General features: G+C 60.7%; 17 protein-coding genes. 6 read left to right on the top strand and 11 right to left on the bottom strand.

Annotated features, from left to right (window positions below; translation table 11 throughout):
* Nucleotides 1–3 precede the first annotated feature (3 nt).
* From GWQ31_RS01785 to GWQ31_RS01805, 5 genes are all read right to left on the bottom strand, one after another.
* Nucleotides 4–696 (bottom strand): response regulator, encoded by a 693-nt coding sequence (locus GWQ31_RS01785; protein ID WP_005316875.1) that lies wholly within the window; start codon nt 694–696, stop codon nt 4–6.
* Nucleotides 697–699: 3 nt separating this feature from the next.
* A complete protein-coding gene (locus GWQ31_RS01790) occupies nt 700–2,268 on the bottom strand; it encodes a sensor histidine kinase (RefSeq protein WP_169045636.1) in 1,569 nt (522 codons plus the stop codon).
* A 17-nt stretch (nt 2,269–2,285) separates the two neighbouring features.
* On the bottom strand, nt 2,286–3,836 hold the full coding sequence (locus GWQ31_RS01795; protein ID WP_275908496.1) for an NAD-dependent malic enzyme: 1,551 nt from the start codon (nt 3,834–3,836) through the stop codon (nt 2,286–2,288).
* A gap of 10 nt (nt 3,837–3,846) precedes the next feature.
* Nucleotides 3,847–5,148, bottom strand: a complete 1,302-nt coding sequence (locus GWQ31_RS01800; protein ID WP_159166895.1) for a 2-hydroxycarboxylate transporter family protein — start codon at nt 5,146–5,148, stop codon at nt 3,847–3,849.
* A 554-nt stretch (nt 5,149–5,702) separates the two neighbouring features.
* Nucleotides 5,703–5,894 (bottom strand): hypothetical protein, encoded by a 192-nt coding sequence (locus GWQ31_RS01805; protein ID WP_212539003.1) that lies wholly within the window; start codon nt 5,892–5,894, stop codon nt 5,703–5,705.
* A 319-nt stretch (nt 5,895–6,213) separates the two neighbouring features.
* Here GWQ31_RS01805 and slyA point away from each other — a divergent pair, with 319 nt between their 5' ends.
* From slyA to GWQ31_RS01830, 5 genes are all read left to right on the top strand, one after another.
* Nucleotides 6,214–6,687, top strand: a complete 474-nt coding sequence (gene slyA, locus GWQ31_RS01810; RefSeq protein ID WP_265422662.1) for a transcriptional regulator SlyA — start codon at nt 6,214–6,216, stop codon at nt 6,685–6,687.
* Between the two features lies 1 nt (nt 6,688).
* On the top strand, nt 6,689–7,744 hold the full coding sequence (locus GWQ31_RS01815; protein WP_219597612.1) for an HlyD family secretion protein: 1,056 nt from the start codon (nt 6,689–6,691) through the stop codon (nt 7,742–7,744).
* Nucleotides 7,745–7,754: 10 nt separating this feature from the next.
* A complete protein-coding gene (locus tag GWQ31_RS01820) occupies nt 7,755–8,783 on the top strand; it encodes a DUF2955 domain-containing protein (protein ID WP_265422664.1) in 1,029 nt (342 codons plus the stop codon).
* Between the two features lie 155 nt (nt 8,784–8,938).
* Nucleotides 8,939–9,697 (top strand): transporter substrate-binding domain-containing protein, encoded by a 759-nt coding sequence (locus GWQ31_RS01825; RefSeq protein WP_265422665.1) that lies wholly within the window; start codon nt 8,939–8,941, stop codon nt 9,695–9,697.
* A gap of 123 nt (nt 9,698–9,820) precedes the next feature.
* The gene (locus GWQ31_RS01830; RefSeq protein WP_005316896.1) at nt 9,821–10,180 is read left to right on the top strand and encodes an MliC family protein; all 360 of its coding nucleotides are present in this window, start codon (nt 9,821–9,823) and stop codon (nt 10,178–10,180) included.
* Nucleotides 10,181–10,283: 103 nt separating this feature from the next.
* Here the strand turns inward: GWQ31_RS01830 and GWQ31_RS01835 are convergent, their stop codons facing one another.
* The 3 genes from GWQ31_RS01835 to nrdD all read right to left on the bottom strand — a co-directional run bounded on the left by GWQ31_RS01835 (nt 10,284) and on the right by nrdD (nt 13,286).
* Complete coding sequence (locus tag GWQ31_RS01835) at nt 10,284–10,454, bottom strand: YqaE/Pmp3 family membrane protein (protein ID WP_017411359.1); 171 nt, start codon at nt 10,452–10,454, stop codon at nt 10,284–10,286.
* Nucleotides 10,455–10,554: 100 nt separating this feature from the next.
* Complete coding sequence (nrdG, locus tag GWQ31_RS01840; protein WP_275908497.1) at nt 10,555–11,067, bottom strand: anaerobic ribonucleoside-triphosphate reductase-activating protein; 513 nt, start codon at nt 11,065–11,067, stop codon at nt 10,555–10,557.
* A gap of 101 nt (nt 11,068–11,168) precedes the next feature.
* Entirely contained in the window at nt 11,169–13,286 is a 2,118-nt protein-coding gene (gene nrdD, locus GWQ31_RS01845; RefSeq protein ID WP_275908498.1) for an anaerobic ribonucleoside-triphosphate reductase, read from the bottom strand.
* Nucleotides 13,287–13,729: 443 nt separating this feature from the next.
* Here nrdD and GWQ31_RS01850 point away from each other — a divergent pair, with 443 nt between their 5' ends.
* Entirely contained in the window at nt 13,730–14,701 is a 972-nt protein-coding gene (locus GWQ31_RS01850; protein WP_275908499.1) for an ABC transporter substrate binding protein, read from the top strand.
* 67 nt (nt 14,702–14,768) lie between these two features.
* Here the strand turns inward: GWQ31_RS01850 and ligA are convergent, their stop codons facing one another.
* The 3 genes from ligA to GWQ31_RS01865 all read right to left on the bottom strand — a co-directional run bounded on the left by ligA (nt 14,769) and on the right by GWQ31_RS01865 (nt 21,393).
* The gene (ligA, locus tag GWQ31_RS01855) at nt 14,769–16,775 is read right to left on the bottom strand and encodes an NAD-dependent DNA ligase LigA (protein WP_275908500.1); all 2,007 of its coding nucleotides are present in this window, start codon (nt 16,773–16,775) and stop codon (nt 14,769–14,771) included.
* Nucleotides 16,776–16,875: 100 nt separating this feature from the next.
* Nucleotides 16,876–18,003, bottom strand: a complete 1,128-nt coding sequence (gene zipA, locus GWQ31_RS01860) for a cell division protein ZipA (protein ID WP_275908501.1) — start codon at nt 18,001–18,003, stop codon at nt 16,876–16,878.
* A gap of 15 nt (nt 18,004–18,018) precedes the next feature.
* Nucleotides 18,019–21,393, bottom strand: coding sequence for an AAA family ATPase (locus GWQ31_RS01865; protein ID WP_275908502.1), 3,375 nt, complete (start codon nt 21,391–21,393; stop codon nt 18,019–18,021).
* Between the last annotated feature and the right edge of the window lie 11 nt (nt 21,394–21,404).

The following is a 21,404-nucleotide window of genomic DNA, read 5'->3' on the forward strand; positions in this document are numbered from 1 at the left end:
GGCTCAGTTGCCCCGGCGCCAGTGGTAGCGCCGCTCTGGCCGGCCACGCTGGCCGTAGTTGAGATCCACATCGACCCTGTCTTCCGACTCCAGATACTCCAGATAACGGCGCGCCGTGGTACGGCTGAGCGACAGCCGCAGCGCCACCGTATCGGTGGAAAACGCGGTATCCGGCTCGCCGGCCAGCAGCTCCAGCACCTGGCGCAAGGTGATGGCGTCGATCCCCTTTGGGGTATCGCGCACCTCCCTGGCCTGGGGGCGCCCCTTGCCCATCAGCCGATCCAGATCGCTCTGCTCCAGGGAGCCGCGCTCGCAGATGCGCCTGTGCAGGGTAAGGATCTCGTCCAAGCTCTGCTGGATGCGAAACAGCCGCAGCGGCTTGATGATGTAATCCTGCACCCCCAGGTTGAGGGCCTGCTGTATGGTCTCAACGTCGCAGGAGGCGGTCACCATGATGACGTAAGCCTCGCGGTTGTGGCTGCGCAGCCGGTTCACCCACTCGAGGCCCGAGCCGTCAGGTAATGAGATGTCTACCAGCAGCAGTTGTGGTTCGGTCGCACGCATCATGAGATCGGCCTGGGTCAGGCTTTCGGCCCGACCCAGCAGGGAAAATCCGGGGGTGGAGGAGACCAGCTCGGCCAGAATGGATCCTATCCGTTCGTCATCCTCGATCACCAGAGTGAAAATGGGCTCCATAGATCACACCAATTGGTTTTTATTCAAGTAGATACCGAACAGGGTTGTCTGTTCGGCGGTGCGGCGCCATTCTATCACACCCCCTCGCCTGACCACCGTCTCCTTGACCAGGAAGAGGCCGACCCCGTGATCGCCGGTCTGGCGGCTGATGCCGTAATCAAACAGATGATCCGCCAGCGCCTCGTCCACCCCTTCACCGCTGTCCTCCACCTCGATCACCAGCCGGCGGCCAAAGTCGTTGAGGGAAATCAGCACCCGCGGCGGACAGACCTTGCGCCGCGCCCAGGCGGCGCGAATGCCGTTGTCCAGCAGGTTGCCGATGAGGGTGATGAGATCCGCCGACACCGCCGCCGGATACTCCGCCAGCGCAGAGTCGGGATCCAGCACCAGCTCCACCCCCAACTCCCGCGCCCGGCTGAACTTGCCGAGAATGAGCCCCGCCACCGGCTTGTCCTCGATGGCTCGCAACAGCCCCTGCAACATGGTCTGGCAAGCCTCGCTCTCCTGCTGAATAAGCTCCACCGCCTGATCCACATGACCAAGCTGCAACAGGCCGGAGAGGCTGCTCAGCTTGTTGGCGAACTCGTGGGTCTGCATCCGCAGCATCTCGGCATACTGGCGCAGATGCGTGACCTGCATGCCGAGGCTGCCAGTTACCTCGGGGCGACTGAAGATCAGCAGGCGCCCGGGCACCTTGCCCTCCACTGCCTGCCAGCGCCCCACGAAGGACTCCCCGTGCACGGTAAAGCCGAGCTCGGTCTCGACCTGGGTCAGGGCAGGTGCCAGCGGCGGCGACAACTCGGCGAGCGGTTGCCCCAGCAGGGCATGACGCCCTGTGCCCGGCAGGCGCAACTGGTAGAAGGCGGCGCTGTTGAGCATGCGGATGTTGCCCCTGTTGTCGAGCGCTATCACCCCCTCCGAGATGTGCTCCAGCACCAGCTCTTGCAGCACGAAGCGATTGACGATGGCCTCGGGCTCCAGGTCCAGCAGGGTGCGGCGCAACAGGTGTTGCACCCAGAGCGCCAGCAAGAGACCACACCCCAGCACGGCAAGGATGGCGCTGACCAGCAGGGCGATCCGCTCCAGATAGATGCCTTCCACAGTCCGCATCAGGTAACCCACCACCACGGCCCCCATGGCACGGCCATCGGGCCCGAGCACGGGCGCAAAGCAGCGGATGGCCGGGCCGAGTGTGCCCTCGTCCTCTGAGCAGTAGCTGAGCCGGTCATGGAGGGCCGGCCAGATATCTTCACCACGGAAGAGACCGCCGATGAGCTCGGGCGAGGGGTGACTGAGGCGGCGGGCGTGTTCGTCGGTCACCACTATGTAGGCGGCGTCGGTACGATTGCTGATCCCCTCCACATAGTCGCGCAAGCCGGGATCGCTGCCCTGCTGCAAGGCCTGCACCACCCGGCTGTCCGCTGCCAGCACCCGCGCCAGATCGGCGCCATTCTCCTGCAGATTGCTCTCCAGCAGGTGGCGGATAAAGAGGGCGAGCAGACTGCCCAGGATCACGATCAGCAGCAGTGACAGCCCCAGAGAGAGGGTGACCAGTTGGTGGCGCAGTTTCATCGATTAGCCTTGCAACATCAGGAAGCGGACCAATAGTGCGGGCGCCACCAGGTCTGGTCAATCAGTGGCGCGGGATCACCGACAAAATCCGCCAACCCTTCGTCACGGGCAGTCAGCGCCACCGCCCTTGCGACCGCGCGGGCCACTTCCCCCACCTGCTCGATGGGGGGCAGCAGCCGCCCCTCGGCCAGCGGATAGGCACCCACGGCCCGTACCGCCGCCTGCAACATGCCGTCACTGATGCGGCGCGCCTTGACGGCGCAGGCCCCCAGACCAATGCCGGGGAAGACATAGACGTTGTTGCACTGGGAGACCACCCGCATCTCCCCCGCCACAGTAACTGGGGCAAAGGGGCTGCCGGTGGCGAGCAGAGCGCGCCCGTCGGTGGCCTGCCACACCTGCTCCGGCGTCGCTTCGGCACTGCGGGTCGGGTTGGATAGCGGCAGGATCACGGGGCGCTCGCACACCTCCCCCATGGCCCTGAGCACGGCCTCGGTAAAGAGCCCGCCCTGGCCGCTCACCCCGATCAGCACGCTAGGGCGCAGTCGCTCAATGAGCTCGGGCAGGGCGGCGCAAGCCTCTTGCGCCGGACGGGCAAAAGGTCGTTGGGATGGGGTCAGATTGGCGCGATCCAGGCAGACCAGCCCATCTTGATCAAACAGTTGCACCCGATCCGGACTGCCCGCCAGCTGGGCCAGCATGGCGGCGATGCCGCACCCCGCCGAGCCGGCGCCGACGATGAGCACGGGGGTATCGGCCAGGGTAGTGCCGGCCTGTTGCAACCCAGCCAGCACGCAGGCCGAAGCCACCGCAGCCGTCCCCTGGATGTCGTCGTTGAACATGCACAGCTCGTCTCTATAACGGGCCAGCAGATTGGCGGCATGCTTGCCGGCGAAGTCTTCAAACTGCAACACCACCTGGGGCCAGCGCATGCGAATGGCTGCCACCACCTTGTCCATGAAGTGGTAATAGGATTCACCATCCACCCGGTTGGCCTGCCAGCCGAGGTAGGAGTCATCCTCCAGCAGTTCGGGATTGTTGGTGCCCACATCGACGCACAGCGGCAAGGTGCGCGCCGGGTTGATACCGCCAGCGGCGGAGTAGAGCGCCAGTTTGCCGATGCAGATCCCCATGCCGCCGATGCCAAGATCGCCGAGCCCCAGCACCCGCTCACCGTCGGAGATGACGATGACGTCCACCTCCTGCTCCACCGCGGCGAAGATGGCGTCCAGATCGTCTCTGTCATGCCAGGAAAGATAAAGCCCGTGGCTGCGCAGATAGAGGTCGCTGTGGCGCTGGCATGCCTCCCCTACTACCGGGGTGTAAATAATGGGCAAGAGCTCCGGCAGGTGGTGCCGCACCAGATCGTAAAACAGCACAGGGTTGTCTTCTTGCAGCTGGCGCAGCAGCAGGTGCTGGTCGAACGGGCTCTGCATGGCAGAGACCAGACGGTAAATGCGGCGCCGTTGCTGGGCCAGGGACTCCTCTTTGTGAGGCATGCGCCCCATCAGGCCTTGTCGCTTGCGTTCGGCATAGGGCAGGCTGGTGCCCATCATGATGTCGTTCATTGTCGATTCCTTATGCCAGCAGCGAGATGAGCAGGGTGGCCAGGATCAACATGACGGCCCCCCCGAGACGGGAAGAGATTTGGGCAAACGGCATCAGCTTCATGCGCTGGGCCGCCGACAGCACGGCCACATCGCCCGTGCCCCCCATGTTGGCCATGCACAGACCGCCTGTGATGGCCGCCTCTATGGGATAGAAACCTATCATGCGCCCCACCAGGGCCGCCCCCAGGGCGCCGCCGACCACAGTCACCAGCACCAGCACGAAGTAACTGACGGAAAAGGCGCTGATGAGTTCCGGGATGCTGGTATAGGCGACCCCTATGCCCACCAGCAGGGAGGGCGTCAGATTGGTCACGACGAACTGGTACCAGTCGGCGGCCGCCTGCTCGTAACGGCGCGGCAGCACGCCACTCACCTTGATGAAGGCCACCGCCAGTATCATGAGCGCGAAGGGATGCATGGGGATGAAGTTGCCCAGCAGTGAACCCAGCACAAACATGCTGGAGCTGATGAAGAGCCCCATGCCGAGGCTTTCCAGCGTCGGCGCCTGGACCTGCTCTTCGGCCACATTCTGGCTGCTCTGATTGATCATCAGCTGACCATTGCCGGTCAGGGAAGGGTAGCGGCGGCCCAGGCGTACCAGCAGAGTGCCCACCAGAATGGCCAGGGTATTGGCGATCACAACGGCAGGCACCATGCGTGACAGCAGGTCGGCGCTGGACATCTGCATCGGGCCCGAGAGGATCTCCACCAGGGGCACGGCACCTGCCCCCATGCCGCCGCCCATGATGGGCAAACCTATGAGCAGCACCGCATTCTTGAAGCCATAGCCCATCAGGGAGCCGACCAGACCGACACTCAGCAGCGCCACTGCAACACCGCCCAGGATCACCGGCAGGTAACGCATGGCGGCATTTTTCAGCAGGGCACTGCTCATGCCCAGCACTGAGCCCGTCACCAGACTGGCAATGAAGAAGTTGAGAAAGCCCCCCTCCTTCATGAAGCCGATGATCACCTGACCCGCTTCGACCGGCAGGATCCTGTATTCAAACAGAGCAGCACCGCCGAAAATGGCGAGTATGGTGCCACCTCCCAGGTATTCACGGACCGGAGTGATGCGCTCACCCAGCTCGCAGAGCAGGGTGCCCAGCACGAACATCAGTGCCAACGCCCCGACCATGCCGAGCGGCAGTGAGCCGTTCCAGCCGGAGAAAAGCACGCAGGTGGCAAGCCCGAGGAAGATCATCATGGGCATGCCGGCTATTTGTTGACTGCCCCAGGGGGCGGCTTTCGGGGTAGAGAGGTTTTTCATTGTTATGCTCCAGCGTGTGAGGTGGCGCTACTCTAGTGATCCTCCCCTCGCCTGTCGGTTATCCCCGCTACAAAGACATATAAAAACATTAAAATCTTAAACGCTATGGCGAGGATGCTGTCATTCAATACAAGACAGCCTCTCCATTTACAGCATCTGAAAGATTGGGTACACACAGAAATACACGAATGCGGACAAAGTTTGATCCTCACTTGGCTGGCAATGGTGAGGCTCAGATTAAGTGTTATCCATGGAAAGAGAGGGCGTAAACGGGCAGCAGGCTGATGACAGTCGCGTCATATTCATGCTGATCATTCATATCAGAGAGGCCATGATCCTGACGATCGCACAACTGACATGACCCACCCGTATGCAGGTGGATAACAGGGCAGGCAAGGATGACTGGCAACTTGTATGTCATGACGGGGATGCACTATCAACACAGCGCCATAGCGTGTATTTTCAACTGACAAGACTGTGCAGACGGGCAAAGAGTGCCCACCTGTCAGTCACACCTTGACAGCCAGCGCCTCATTTAAACCTGTTCGGTTGGCCTATTCTGCTAATAACAATGGAATATTGGCAGGGTCAAATTCATGACAGATATCGCTTCCTTCCCAGCTGAAGCCATAATGAATTTCGGCACTATATTCGACATCGACCAGCAGACTCTCGATTGAGAAATGGGCGTCACCCGATTCATATCGTTCCACAGCTATCGTCTCCCTATTTAGCTGACCCATCAATATTAGTGGATAAAAAACAGACTGCCGAATTTATATGACACCTTGCTGACCAGAAAATAATAGTAAACAGGATCCCTTCCCTATTTTTGCCTCCCCAGCAAGCCGGTGTTTATTTCTCCAACCAGAGTATTTCACCCGATTTGACACACCTGTGCGTCTTTCGGCCACAGACAGCCCCTTGCGATCCCCTTCACTGACCAGGTAAAGCCTCATAAGAAACTCATTTCTCATTTTCATAAACAAGATCTTGATCACACTATTTACTTAGCCTGCTAAATAACTACAATGCTTAGCAGGCTAAGTAAATGGAGAGCACCTCATGATGAAGGATCTGGAAATGTTGCGCGAGTTGTCCCTCGCCGAGCGGGTCGGACGACTGCATCGACTGTGGCGCACAGTGGCAGACCTGGAACTGGCGCCCCTGGGTCTGACCCATCCACGCTGGACAGCGCTCTGGAAACTCAGCCGCCTCGGTGGTCATCTCAGCCAGAAGACCCTTGCCGAAGCGCTGGAGATAGAGCTGCCGTCCCTGATGCGCACTCTGGGTCAGCTGGAGGAGCATGGACTGGTCGAACGCCATTGCTGCAGCCAGGACAAACGGGCCCGCATCGTCACCCTGACTCCGGCTGGCAAGGCGCTGCTCGACAAGATAGAAGATCGCATCATGGATGTACGCCGTGACCTGCTCGCCGGCATCAGCCAGCGGGAGCTGGAACAATTTGAAGACATAGTGCACCGCATCTGTGCCAACGCCCTCGGCAAGATAGGTTCACAGAGTGAAGAGAGAGAATAAGATGACCCCGGATCAACAATTCAAACGCTGGATAAAATGGGCCATGGGCGCCTTTATTCTGGTCTTTGGCTACTTCCTGCTGGCTGACATCAAGATGCCGCTCACCCCGCAAGCCATGGCTACCCGTGTCGTGACCAAGATGGCACCCCAGGTCAGTGGCAAGGTGATACAGGTTGCCGTTGGCAACAACCAGCATGTCAAACAGGGGGATCTGCTGTTCTCACTCGACCCCGCCCCGTTTGAACTGGCGGTGGAGCAGGCCCGCCTCGCGCTGGCTCAGGCCGAGCAGCAGAACCGCCAGCTCGACGCCACTCTCAACGCCGCCGCCGCCGATTTCAGCTCGCTGCAAACCCAAGCCTCCCTGAAGCTGCGGGAAGCGGAGCGTATCGACGCCCTCTATCGTCGCCACATGGTCTCTGAGCAGCAAAAAGACGACGCCGACAGCGCATTTCGCACCGCCCAGGCCAACTTGTTGGCCAGCAAGGCCCGCATGACTCAGGCCCAGGTGAACCGCGGTCTGCACGGTGATGACAACCTGCTGCTGCGCCAGGCTCGCAATCACCTGGCCCAGGCCAAGCTCAACCTCGCCTACAGCCAGGTACACGCCAGCCAGGATGGCATCATCACCAACCTGCAACTCAAGCCGGGCAGCTTCGCCGCGGCGGGGGCGCCGCTGCTGGCGCTGGTTTCCGAGCAAGTAGACATCATCGCCGATTTTCGCGAGAAGAGTCTGCGCCACGTCAACACGGACAGCCAGGCACTGGTCGCCTTCGATGGCGAGCCGGGCAAGCTCTATCCAGCCCGGGTCACCAGCCTGGATGCCGGCGTCAGCGCCGGCCAGTTCGATGCCAACGGCCTGCTGGCCAGCCCCACCGAATCGGATCGCTGGGTCCGGGATGCCCAGCGCCTGCGCCTGCATCTGACCCTTGAGCAGTTGCCAGCCCACCTGCCGGCTGGCGCCCGCGCCACGGTGCAACTGCTGCCGGACAACGCGCTAAGCGCGCTGTTTGCCCGCGGCCAGATCCGTCTGCTCAGCCTGTTGCACTATATCTACTAAGGTGGCAGCGATGAATCTGTGGCACAGGCCCCTCACCGCCAACGAACTGCGTCAATGTCTGCGCATCGCCTTTGGCAGCACCACCGGCTTCCTGCTCTGCAAGTTGTTTGGCTGGAACTACGGCGTCTTCTACACAGTGACACCAGTATTGCTGCTGGGCATGGTGCCAGTGATGAACGGCCATGCGGCACGCCAGCTGATCGCTGCCGCCGTCATGTGCGGGGTGGAAGTCGGTCTGCTGGGCGGGCTGTTTGGCAGTCATCCCGGCCTGATGATCCCCATCGCCTTTTTGCTGTTTCTCTACCGTTTCGCCGCCATGTCACGGGGCAGCCTGTTTCTGTTCGGGGCCAACGGTGTGCTGAGTCTGAGCATAATGCTGCACTTTGCCAGCTACCCGCAGACCGATCTGAACGACCTCATCTTCAGCAACCTGTGGGCCAGCATACTGTCGGTACTCATCGCCTACCTGATGACGGCGCTGATCCCGGATGTAGAGGAGCGGCCCAAGCCTGCGGCGGCCCCCAAGGCACCGCACCGGATGAGGCACGAGGCCCTGCTCGGAGCCAGCATAGCCACCCTCTCCTTCATCGTGTTCCAGATCTTCGACTTGCGTGACTCCATGTCTGCTCAGGCCACCACACTGCTGCTGCTGTTTCCCATGCACTGGAACGGAGCCTTGAGCTATGCCCGCAAACGGGCCATGGGCACACTGCTCGGCGTGAGCTTTGGTCTCGTCAGCCAGCTGGTACTCTACGACTGGTCAGGTTTGCTGTTGCTGGTCGCCCCCATGCTCTGGCTCGGGGCCATGCTGTTCAGCTACGCCCATGTGAAGGAGGCCAGCGGCTCAGGCGTCGGCTTTGGCGCCCTCACCACTCTCGGCATCCTGTTTGGCCAGTACCTGACGCCGGGCAACGATCTGGTATTCAGCGCACTCTATCGAGTCAGCAGCATACTGTTTGCCATCGTTGCCACCCTGCTGGCCTGCTATCTCATTCACCGACTGCTTAACCGTTTCGAGGCCACTCGTTTCGGCTATTGACCCCCTGTTGTTAGCTCAAGGATGTGCTGCTTTTCGCCCCGTTATGCCTACCGGGGCGTTTTTTTGTCTGCATTTTGCAAGCTTGCCCCGCGGGTCTTGTGACTGCAGCCACTATGCTTGCAAGAGCCGTTCGCAATAGCAGCAGGAGAGACACAATGGCACGAGTACACGGAGGCTGGCTGGCGTTTGGTCTTTTGCTCGGGATGAGCAGCGTCTGGGCCAATCCAGTGCTTGTCGCAGCTGAAGATGACTGGGCCCCCTATTGCGCGCTGGACAAGGAGAGCGGCCAGCCACAGGGGTTGGCACCGGCCTTGGTAAAAGCTGTGTTCGCCATCGAGGGCATAGCGCTTGAGTTTCGTACCATTCCCTTCGCCCGCTGCATGCACGAAGCCAAGAGCGACAAGGTGCTGGCGTGTTTCAATGCCACCATCACAGAGGAGAACCGCTATCAGTACTACTGGCACGAGACCCCCATGTTCGAGGAGGATCTCGCCATCTTCGCCCTCGCAGGCGGCGGGCACCATGACCTCAAACTCACCGCCCTGGAGGGCAAGACGGTGGGCATTACCCTGGGTTACACCTATCCCACCGATTTCATGGATAACCCCAGGATCACCCGCTTTCAGGCCAAATCGGATGCCCAGATCATAGAGATGCTGGTACGCGGACGGGTCGACTACATACTGATGAACGAGATGCCTGGCTATCTCAAGATCCAGCAGAAAGCACTGACCGGCCGGGTCGTCAAGGTAGGCAAGATCTCCACCGATGGCTTCTGGCTCGCCTTCTCCCGTGCCCATCCCCAGGGAGAAGCCATGGCAAAACGCTTCGAGGAAGGGCTGCAGAAGATCAAGAACAACGGCACCTATGAGACGCTGGTACGCGACTTCGAGCACAGCCTGGGCCTGCATTGAATGTATTTCGCTCCCTGTGCGCCGCCTCGGGACGCATATAGACGCAATAGAGACAATTGAGCATTGAACCTTCTCCTCAACCTGTTAGGCTCGAGCCCGGATGACACCGATGGAGAATTCAAGATGAAACACGCCAATATATTCTTGCTGGGTATCACGACCCTGGCTCTGCTGAGCGGTTGCGAACGCGGAGCCTCCACATTGAGCGTGACCGGCGGCGAGCCCATCACCTATCAGTGCGAGCAGAACAAGAAGGTGCAAGTAAGCTACTTTGCCCTTTCCGACCAGAGCCTGAATTTCATCAAACTGGCACTGCCAGATGGCAAGGATTACACACTGCCACAAACCATTTCAGCCTCCGGCGCCCGCTATACCGATGAGCATGAGGCCGTCTGGTGGAACAAGGGAAATGAAGGCTTCGTCGAAATGCGCGACAAGAACGGCGAGTGGCAGAGCGTCTACAACGACTGCAAACAGCAGTAATGAAAAATCCCGGCCTGGCCGGGATTTTGCTATTTAACCTCTGTATCCAGACAAGAGACCATCTGCACAGCGATGGTGTGCAACTTGTGTCCGTTTTCCTCGTTCAGCCGCGCTTGTCGCTGATCACCAGCCAGAGCGCATGTACCATACCTGGCAGGCCGCCGAGCAGGGTCAGTACTATGTTGATCAAAAAGTGCAGGCTGAAGCCTACCTGGATAAAGGCGCATACCGGAGGCAAAAAGATGGCCAGCAGTATCTTGAGCAGATTGTTCATCTCGCACTTCCTCGTCAAAGATGTTTCACGGTTCGGTATGCGCTCACCATAAACAGCCTTGACCTCAACTGCAAACGAAACAAGGGCCCACTCGCGGCTCTCACACCTGAGTCAAGCAGGGGATCCGTTCCCCCAGCTGCTCACGCAAGGCATTGAGGTCGTGGATCTGCTGGTTGCTGCTACCACGCCAGAGCAGACCGGGATCTGCCAGTGCCTTCACGAACTTGCCATCCACCAGCACGTCCAGCAGGGCGACCAGCTCGCGCTGGGCCTCTGACAGTTCGCCGAGCAGATAGCCGGTCCAGCACCAGATGTCCTTGCCAGGACACTCGGCCCGCACCCGCTTCACCAACGCCAGCACCTGGGGCACGTTGGCGGGGTGGAGCGGATCGCCACCGGAGAGCGACAGACCACGCCGTTTGATGCGCGTGTCGTTGAGATCCTGGATGACGCGATCGCACATGGCCTCATCAAACGGCTTGCCGCCATCGAGCCGCCAGGTGCTCTGGTTGTAGCAACCCGGACACTGATGCTCGCAACCCGACACAAACAGGGTGGCGCGGGTGCCGGGCCCGTTGATCACATCGACCGGGTAGTATTGGTGGTAGTGCATCGCTTGTTTCCTGCCTTGTTCATGGGACAACGGCAACGTCTGCCACCCTCCAATGAAAATGGCCCCTTGGGTCAGGGGCCAGCGCTTTATCACTGCTGCGTTTACATATGCTTGACGCGGCGTTTCACTTCTTCCTGCTTGCCCGCATTGAAGGGGCGCGCATCCGGACTGCCGAGGTAGCCGCAGACACGACGGGTCACAGACACCTTGGCCGGGTCGTGGTTGCCGCAGCGCGGACAGGTAAAGCCCTTGGAGGTGCACTCGAACTCGCCGGTGAAGCCGCAGTCGTAGCACTCGTCGATCGGTGTGTTGGTGCCGTAGTAGGGCACCCTGTCATAGCTGTAGTCCCAGACGTTTTCGAGCGCTTCCAGGTTGTGCTGGATATTGGGGTACTCGCCGTAGCAGATGAAGCCGCCGCTGGCGATGGGCGGATAGGGCGCCTCGAAATCCAGCTTGTCGTACGGGTTCACCTGCTTCTCCACGTCGAGGTGGAAGCTGTTGGTGTAGTAACCCTTGTCGGTCACACCCGCCACCACACCAAACTCCTTGGCATCGATGCGGCAGAAACGGGTACAGAGGTTCTCGCTCGGGGTGGAGTAGAGGCTAAAACCGTAGCCTGTCTCCTCTTTCCACTCATCGGTCGCCGCCTTGAGCCGCGCTATGATGGCGACGGCCTTCTGGCGCAGGGTGTCGCTGTCAAACAGATGGACATCGGTGCCAAACAGGGCGTTGATGGTCTCGTGCACCCCTATGTAACCGAGCGAAATGGAGGCGCGACCGTGCTTGAAGATCTCGCTGACGTTGTCGTCAGCCTTGAGCCGCACCCCGCAGGCTCCTTCCATATAGAGGATCGGGGCGACCCGCGCCTTGACGCCATCCAGCCGCTCGATGCGATACATCAATGCCTTCTTGGCCACGCGCAGGGCGGCATCCAGCTTGTCCCAGAAATCCGCCTCGTCGCGGGATTTCAGGGCGATGCGCGGCAAGTTGAGGCTGACTACCCCTAAGTTGTTGCGCCCTTCATGGATCAGTTCACCATTTTCCTCATAAGCCCCGAGGAAGGAGCGACAGCCCATGGGGGTCTTGAAGGAGCCGGTCACCTTGACCACCTGGTCGTAGTTGAGGATGTCCGGATACATGCGCTTGGAGGCACACTCCAGCGCCAGCTGCTTGATGTCGTAGTTGGGATCCCCCTGTTTGTGGTTGAGGCCATCCTTGATGGCGAACACCAGTTTCGGGAACACGGCGGTCTTTCTGTTCTTGCCAAGGCCGGCGATGCGGTTGCCGAGGATGGCGCTCTGGATCATGCGGGACTCCCAGCTGTCGCCAAGGCCGAAGCCGAAGGTAACAAACGGAGTCTGGCCATTGGCGGTGTGCAGGGTATTGACCTCGTACTCCAGCGACTGGAAGGCGTCGTAACACTCCTTCTCGGTACGGGCCATGGCGTAGGCGTCCACGTCCTTGATCCCCCACTCCTCGGCCACTTCCCTGTGTTTCTGCCAACTGATGGTTACATAGGGGGCAAGCACCTCGTCGATGCGATTGATGGTGGTGCCGCCATAGATGTGGCTCGCCACCTGGGCGATGATCTGGGCGGTCACGGCGGTGGCCGTGCTGATGGATTTGGGGGTATCTATCTCCGCATTGCCCATCTTGAAGCCGTGGGTCAGCATCCCCTTCAGGTCGATCAGCATGCAGTTGAACATGGGGAAGAAGGGGGAGTAGTCGAGATCGTGGAAGTGCAGATCGCCGCTCTCGTGGGCCTGCACCACGTCGCGGGGCAGCATGTGGCTGGTGGCGTAATGCTTGGCGACGATACCGGCCAGCAGATCGCGCTGAGTCGGTATCACCTTGGAATCCTTGTTGGCGTTCTCGTTGAGCAGGGCCGCGTTGGTCTGCTCCACCAGACCACGGATCTCCTGAGCCAGACGGCCGCGGGCCTCGCGAGCCTGATCCCGGTCGTGACGATATTCGATATAGGCACGGGCGATGGCTTTGTCGTCGGAAGCCATCAGATGGTTCTCGACCCGGTTCTGGATCTCGTGGATATCCACCTCGCCACGCCCTTCCAGCTCCTGAGTAACGGCGGCGGCAACGCGCTCACCCAGGGTCGGATTGGCCTGACTGACCGCCTCTGCCGCTCGGCCCACTGCCTCGGCAATCAGCTGGGCATTGAATGGTGCGCGACATCCATCACGTTTGATCACAACCGGTTTCATGCGTTTTCCCCGTTTAAAAGGCCAGGCTATCGCCTTCGGCTTACCCTTGTTTGGCGCCCTTCTCCACGCCTCGTCCTGGGCGCAAATAAATTCAGCCGAGGCTTGACAAGCCAGGGCTGACGATGAGAAGAGAACAGCTTGTACACAGCTTAATAACACAACATATAGGTGTTTTATATGAATTCGTCCCTATATGTGGTGTCTATTAGGCACCAAAGCGCGGCCTAATTTCTTGATCCAGAACAGGGTTTGAGGCGAGTGGCGCAGTTCCCGACCAGTGAAAAACAGCCCCGTTCAAGGCGATCTCCAAGCCTGCTGCGGGCTGGCGTTCGACGGGGCCGTGACAGAAAAAAATCCCCTCCTGCGACAGTGGCTGACGAGGGCACGTCTGGCGCAGAACAGGCATAATGAGTGGAATATCATTGCTATCGACGGGACCCCACATGGCCAAGACCCTGCTACTGCTGCTGTGCCTCCTGCCCTGCCGGTTGTGGGCGGCCGAGATCCTGGTGATCAGTAGCTATCACCCCGAATACCTGTGGGATCAGAGCTACAACGCCAGCCTGCAAGCCCATCTGGGCGGCAAGAATCACATCAGCCACTTCTACATGGACACCAAGCGCCACCCCAATGGCGACTTCGACAAGATTGCCGAACAGGCGCTGGCCTTCTACCAGCAGGTCAAGCCCGATCTGGTGGTGCTCGGCGACGACAACGCCATCAATTACCTGGCCACCGAGATTGCCTCTCTCGGTACGCCCGTGGTGTTTCTCGGCATGAATGAAAACCCGCGCCACAAGGGACTGGTCGGCCATCCCAAGATCACGGGCGTGCTGGAGCGCCCCCTGCTCAAACGCAACATCAGCGAAATGAGTCAGCTGATGGGGGGCATCAAGAAGGCGCTGGTGCTGTTTGATTCCAGCAACGTGGCGCTCACCGCCATTGAAGATGAATTCAAGACCCAGACCGATCTGCGGGTCGGCCATACCCGGGTCAACAGCCAGCTCATCGGCGATTACAGCCTCTGGCAGGAGGCTGTGCTCAACGCCAAAAAAAATGGCTACGACGCCATCTTCATCGGTCTCTACCACACGCTGGTGGACGATACAGGCAAACATGTGAGCGAACAGACAGTCCTGGCCTGGGCCAGTGTGTACAGCCCTGTGCCCCTGTTCTGCTTCTGGGAATTTTCGGTGGGTACAGGCAAGGCCATCGGCGGCCTGGTGCTGGATGGCCGCGATCAGGGAGCCAAAGCAGCAGAGCTCGTCAACGCCATACTGGCGGGCGCCCAGCCCAGAATGCTGGCACCCCGTGCCGCCGTGCGGGGCGAGTATGTGTTCAGCAAGCAGGAGCTGGCCCGCTGGCAGCTGACGGTGCCAGAGAAGTGGCAAGGCAAAACCCAGTGGCGCGACTAACGCCCTGAAACAACAAACCCGGCTGGATAGCCGGGTTTGTTGTTTTCAGCGTATCGTCATCGCCAGATCATGACTGAAGGGCGGCCTGTAACTGCTCTTCGGTCCAGATGGTGATGCCGAGCTCCTGGGCCTTGGCCAGCTTGGAGCCGGCCGCCTCCCCCGCCACCAGCACATCTGTCTTGGCCGACACAGACCCGGCGACCTTGGCCCCCAGCGCCTGCAGCGCCGCCTTGGCATCGTTGCGAGAGAGCAAATTGAGGGTGCCAGTCAGCACAAAGGTCTTGCCGGCAAAGGGCTGCTCGCTTGCTTCCTTCTTCTCGATGACAGGCCAGTGGATACCGGCGGCCAGCAAGGCTTCCAGTACCTCGACGTTATGGGGTTGACGCAGGAAGTAATAGACGTGCTTGGCCACCACCTCCCCCACATCCGCCACCGCCAGCAACTGCTCCACTGTGGCGGCACGCAGGGCATCCAGAGTGAGGAAATGGTTGGCCAGGTTCAGCGCTGTCGCCTCCCCCACCTCGCGAATACCCAGGGCAAACAGGAAACGCGGCAGGGTAGTGCTGCGCGCCGCATCGATGGCCGCCACCAGATTGAGCGCGGATTTCTGCCCCATCCGCTCAAGGCCGGCGAGCTGGATGGCGTTGAGGCTGAACAGGTCTGCCGGTGTCTTCACCAGCCCCTTGTCTACCAGTTGCTCGACAATTTTGTCGCCGAGGCCATCCACATCCATGGCACGCCGCGCCGCGAAGTGCTTGATCGCCTCCTTGCGCTGCGCCTCGCAGAACAGACCGCCTGAGCAGCGGGTGACCACTTCCCCTTCCAGCCGTTCCAGCGCCGAGCCACAAACCGGACATTGGGTAGGAAAGAGGATCTCGTGGGCATCCGCGGGGCGCTGGGCCTCCACCACGGCAACGATTTGCGGGATCACATCCCCTGCCCGGCGCACGATCACGGTATCGCCGATCATGACACCAAGGCGTTCAATCTCGTCGGCATTGTGGAGAGTCGCGTTGGAGACGGTGACGCCACCGACAAACACGGGTTTAAGCTTGGCAACCGGGGTCACGGCGCCGGTACGACCCACCTGAAACTCGACATTCTCGAGCAGTGTCATCTCCTCCTGGGCCGGAAACTTGTGGGCAGTGGCCCAACGGGGAGCGCGGGCCACAAAGCCCAGCTCTTCTTGTACGGGGATGGCGTCGACCTTGTAAACCACGCCGTCTATCTCGTAAGCCAGCTCGCCGCGGCGGGCCAGAATATCGTCGTGGAAGGCCTGGCATCCGGCCGCGCCTTCCTTGAGTTTCACCTCCGGGCTCATGGGCAGGCCCCAGGCTTTGAGCTGACACAAGCGGCCGAAATGGGAATCCCCCAGCTGATCGCCGCCCACCCCGACGCCATAGGCGTAGAAGTTCAGCGGGCGACTGGCGGTAATGCGGGAATCGAGCTGACGCAGGCTGCCAGCCGCGGCATTGCGCGGGTTGACGAACACCTTCTCGCCAGCGGCCAGTGCTTTGGCATTCATCGCCTCGAAACCGGCCTTGGGCATAAACACCTCGCCACGTACTTCCAGCCGGGCGGGCCAGTCGCTGCCGCGCAGGGAGAGCGGGATCGCCTTGATGGTGCGCACGTTCTCGGTGATCTCCTCACCGGTCGCACCATCGCCCCGGGTAGCGGCCTGCACCAGCTGGCCATCCACATAGAGCAGGCTCACCGCCAGACCATCCAGCTTGGGCTCACAGCAGAAGGTGAAGCTTATCTCCCGCTTCAGGCGATCCTTCATGCGCTGCTCGAACGCCTGCAACTCTTCGCTGCTGAAGACGTTGTCCAGGCTCAGCATGGGGATCTCGTGACGTACCTGTTTGAAGGCGGTCAGCGGTTGACCACCAACCCGAACACTCGGGGAGGAAGGGGTTTTCAGTTCTGGATTCTCGGTCTCGATCGCGATCAGTTCCCGCATCAGGCGATCGTATTCGGCGTCAGGGACGGTGGGGTTATCCAGCACATAGTACTGATGACCGTATTCGGTCAGCAGATCACACAGTTGACGGTGGCGGGAGAGGGTTTCGCTCATGGAAAAGTCTCGGACTGTGGTTGGAATAATAAGTTAACCGCACAAACAAAAATGCGGCACCTGGGTACCGCACTTTTGATGTACTCGACCCCGTGGAGTCTTAGTCTCGATTAGCCTCATAGGCGGCCAGTTCGTGCCGGTAACGGGCTATGGTCTCGTCGCTCAGCGGGCTGCGATCCATGTCAGTCAACATGGCATCGAGATCGCTGGCCAGCTGGTCGGCAGCCTGCAGCATGTGCTCGAAGGCAAAGGCTGCATTGCTGCGCAGCGGCAGCTGCATGAACAGGGAGACACCCGGGGTATTGAACTGCTCCATCCGGTACGGATTGAAAGTGCCCGGCTTGACCATGTTGATCATGGAGAAGAGCACTTCACCCTTGCCGTTGAGATCCTCGTGGCGATGGAAAATATCCATTTCACCAAACTTGAAGCCCAGCGCCATCAGGGAAGCCAGCAGAGTTGCCCCTTCCAGATCGTGACCGGGGCGCGCCATCAGGTTGATGACATAGACATCCTGCCAAATCTTCTCGACCGGCTGGGTATCCATCAGCGGCTCACCAACGGGCTCCTCATACACAGGCTCCTCGTAGGCAGGCTCGGGGGCCACATAACGGGGCTGCGGCTTGTACTCAGGCGCTGGCACATGAGCAGGTTCGCGGGCACCGAAGGTCGGTGCGGTCGCGTAGGCCGGCTCGACCAGAGGTTCATCATCCAGCTGTTGCAGCAGCGGCTCGCGCTGGGAACGAGAACGGTGTACCGGGGTACGACGGATCACCTGGGCGGGCTTGCGCACCGGGGCGGCAGGCACTTCCTCTACTGTCTCGGCGATGGGCTCCTCGAACTCCTCCTCGTCCTCTTCGTAGACGGGGGGCGGGGCAACCGGGCGAGCGACAGGCTTGCGCACCACAGGGGTTGGCAGCTCGACCTCGTCATCCTCGTCATCGAAAGCGGTGACGGGCGCACGGCGGCTGACATCCGGCTGGCGAGCCTCCTCGCTGTGGAGCTTGGGCTCGGCACGACGGCTACCGCTGACCACACGCACCTGACCGACACCATCGTTGTCGAAGGCGTCATTGTCACGAGTCCGTGATTTGGATTCCATCCGGCCCAGAGGTTTCTCTTTGATCGGTGCCTGACGATTCTTTCTGTTGCTCCACAACCCGTGAATGAGCAATGCCGCAATAGCAATACCGCCCAGGGCAACCAAGATGTAACGCAATTCCTGCATTAGCTGCTTCTCTTTCTAGTTTTGCTCAGCCAAAGCGACGGCTTCACCGATATCGACCGACACAATGCGAGAAACCCCGGGCTCTTGCATCGTAACGCCAACCAGCTGCTCAGCCATCTCCATGGAGACCTTATTATGACTGATGTAAACGAACTGTACTGTGCTCGACATCTCTTTGACAAGAGAACAGAAGCGACCGACGTTCACTTCATCGAGCGGTGCATCCACCTCATCCAGCAGACAAAATGGAGCTGGGTTGAGTCTGAAGATGGCAAAAACCAGCGCAAGTGCGGTTAACGCCTTCTCCCCCCCGGAAAGCAGGGCAATGGTAGCATTCTTCTTACCCGGAGGTCTTGCCATGATGCTCACTCCGGCCTCCAAAAGATCATCCGAGGTCAGCTCAAGCCAGGCACTGCCTCCCCCAAACACTTTTGGAAAGAGGGATTTTAAATCTTCGTTGACCTTATCGAAAGTGTCACGGAAGCGTATTTGTGTTTCTTTATCAATTCTTTTAATGGCTTGGCTCAAGGTTTCCAGCGCTTGCTCGAGATCCTGACACTGGTTTTCCAGGTAGGTTGAGCGGGTTTTCGCCTCTTCGTACTCCTCCAGCGCAGCCAGGTTGATGGCGCCAAGTGCCTCCACCTGTGCCTCCAGCGTCTGGATCTCCTGACGCAACTTGCCGCGATCGGCGGCGATCAAGACAGCCTGATCGAGATCCACCAGCCGTATCCCCAACTCCTCGAACTGCTCATGCAACCCCTGACGGCGGGTCAGGTTGCGCTCGCGCTCCAGCCTCAGGGTCGCCAGCTTCTCCTGCAAGGTCACCAGCTGCTTGTGATCAACGCTGCGTGCCTGTTCCAGTTCGGTCAGTTGTCGCTCCAACTCTGCCAGCCTTTGATGGCAGGCAAGTTGCAGTGCTTCGAGGTTGCGTTGCTCGACCAGCAGGGGCGACAGATCCTGACCCGGCGTGGCTCCGGGCTCCTTGAGTTCGGCCAATTCCAGCCCGAGTCGGGCCAGTTCCTGCTCCCGCAGGCTGATGAGCTGGCTCTGATTCTGCTGCTCCAACTGCCAGCGCTGGCAGCTGGCTTGTTGCTGTTCACGGCGCAGACGCGCCTCTTCCACCGCCCGCTCGGCATGGGTGACTCGCTCCTGAGCAAGCTGCAGCGACTCGGTCAAGGGCTCACCCTGTTCCTGCAATTCGCCAAGCCGCTCCTCATCGAGCTCAAGCTGCTGCAAAGCCGCTGCCAGCCGCTGCGCCTCGTCAGCTTGCTCCTTGTCCAGCCGGATCAGCTCTTCGCCAAGCTGACCAAGCCGTTGCAATCGCTCCTGACGCTGGCCTTCCCGCAGGCTCCAGGCTTCACGCAGTTGCTGCCACTGCTGTTCCTGCTCGCGCACTGTGCGCTGGCTCAGTTCGAAGGCACTGTGCAGCTGGGCGCGCGCGGCATCGGCAGTGCCCAGTTGTTCATTCAACCGGCCAAGGGCCTGCTGGCCTGCCGCCAGTTCTGTGTGTAACCGCTCACGTTCACCGAGCAGGGCCAGAGTGCCGAGTGCCCCGCCCTGGCCGAGATCGGCCCAGTTGGGACCAAACCAGTCTCCGGTCGGGGTCAGTACCGACTCACCGGCCAGGAGGCCAGGCTGGCGGGCCAGCGCTGCGTCTCTATCTTCAACCAGCCAGATGGCGTTGAGGAAGGCGGGAATATGCGCCCCCTCAAGCCGGGCCGCCAGGGTACCCGCCACCGCAGGTCGGGATGGACCAATCCAGAGCCCGTTCTGCGCCAGATTGCACTCGTCGCTGGGCTGGGCGGTGAGCCAGCGGCCGAGCACCTTGTCAAGCGCCTGCGCCCACTCGGGCGCCACCTGCAGACTGTCCGCCAGGGTAGCCCCCACCATCTGCTCCCCCAGCATCTGATTAAGAGTGGTGAGACGGGCCTCAAGCTCCCGCAGCAGGCTGCTCTGCTGGCTTTGCTGCGACTTGCACTCTTCATGGCGGGCCACGCTGGCCTGCCACTGCTGCTCCAGCTCGGCGTGGCGAGCCCGGGAGCATTCCAGCTCGGACGCCAGGGCGTCGAGCCCAGGCTGCAACGACTCCCCTTCCCCGCCGAGTGGACCTGCGCGTTCATCCTCCAGCTTGAGCCGTGCCAACCGTGTCTTGGCTTGCAGCTCCTGCAGACCGTTCACTTGCGCGCGAGTCTGGTTGAGCTGCCCCTGCAACTGGCCGAGTTGTTGTTGCCACTGCTGCTGGCGTTGACGCGCCTGCTCCAGCTGCTCGCCGGCGGCAAGACGCAACCCCTGCTGATTGGTGAGCAACTGCTCACACTGTTCTAGTCGCGCCGACTCCTGCTCCCCTTTGAGGGTGCCTTCGGTCAGCTGTTCCTGCTGGCTCGCCAGTTGTGCCCTGATGCCCTCTATCCGCTCGCCAAGCGCCTGACGCCTGGCCTGCCAGTCGCGACCAAGCTCGGTCTGATGAAGTTGCTGCTGTTCGAGGCGGGCGATGGCCTGGCCACCGAGAAAAATTTGTTGCTGGCGGCTCGCTTGCTCGGCCTGAGCCTCCTGGCGGGCCACCGACAGGGTGACGTGACGCCCCTCATCCTGGGTACGCTTGGCATCCAGCGCCGCCAGCGCCTGTTCGGCCTGGGCCAGCTCGGCCTTGGCCTCACCCAGGCGAGTCTCCAGCGCCCACAGCTCGGAACCGATAAGCTCGGCCCGTGCGGCGCGCGAACGGCTCTTGAGCTGCTTGTAACGTTCGGCCGTCTCGGCCTGGGCCTTGAGATGTTCGAGGCGGGAGCCCAGCTCACCGCGAATGTCGCCGAGCCGCTCCAGATTCTCCTGGGTATGGCGGATTCGCTGCTCGGTTTCCCGGCGCCGCTCCTTGTAACGGGAGACACCCGCCGCTTCCTCCATGAACAGCTTGAGATCGGCGGGGCGCGACTCCACCAGCCGACTGACGGTGCCCTGCTCTATGATGGCGTAGCTGCGCGGCCCGAGGCCGGTACCGAGGAAGAGGTCGGTGACATCTTTGCGGCGGCACTTCTGGCCGTTGATCTGGTAATGGTTGGAGCCGTCGCGCAGCACCTCGCGGCGCACCGAGATTTCGGTAAAGCGGCCAAATTCACCGGGTACCCGGTTGTGGGGGTTGTCGAACACCAGCTCCACCGAGGCGCGACCGTGAGGGCTGCGGTTGATGGAGCCGTTGAAGATGACGTCCGTCATGTTCTCGCCGCGCAGATGGCGGGCCGAACTCTCCCCAAGCACCCAGCGCACGGCGTCAATCACGTTGGACTTGCCGCAGCCATTGGGCCCCACCACGGCGGTCATGTCGGCCGAAAACTCGATACGGGTTGGCTCGACAAACGACTTGAAACCGGCGAGTTTGATCAATTTCAGACGCATGGGGGCCTATT

Origin of the sequence: Aeromonas sp. 2MA4 (genome assembly GCF_029237305.1) — a bacterium.
In the GTDB taxonomy this organism is placed as follows: domain Bacteria; phylum Pseudomonadota; class Gammaproteobacteria; order Enterobacterales; family Aeromonadaceae; genus Aeromonas; species Aeromonas salmonicida.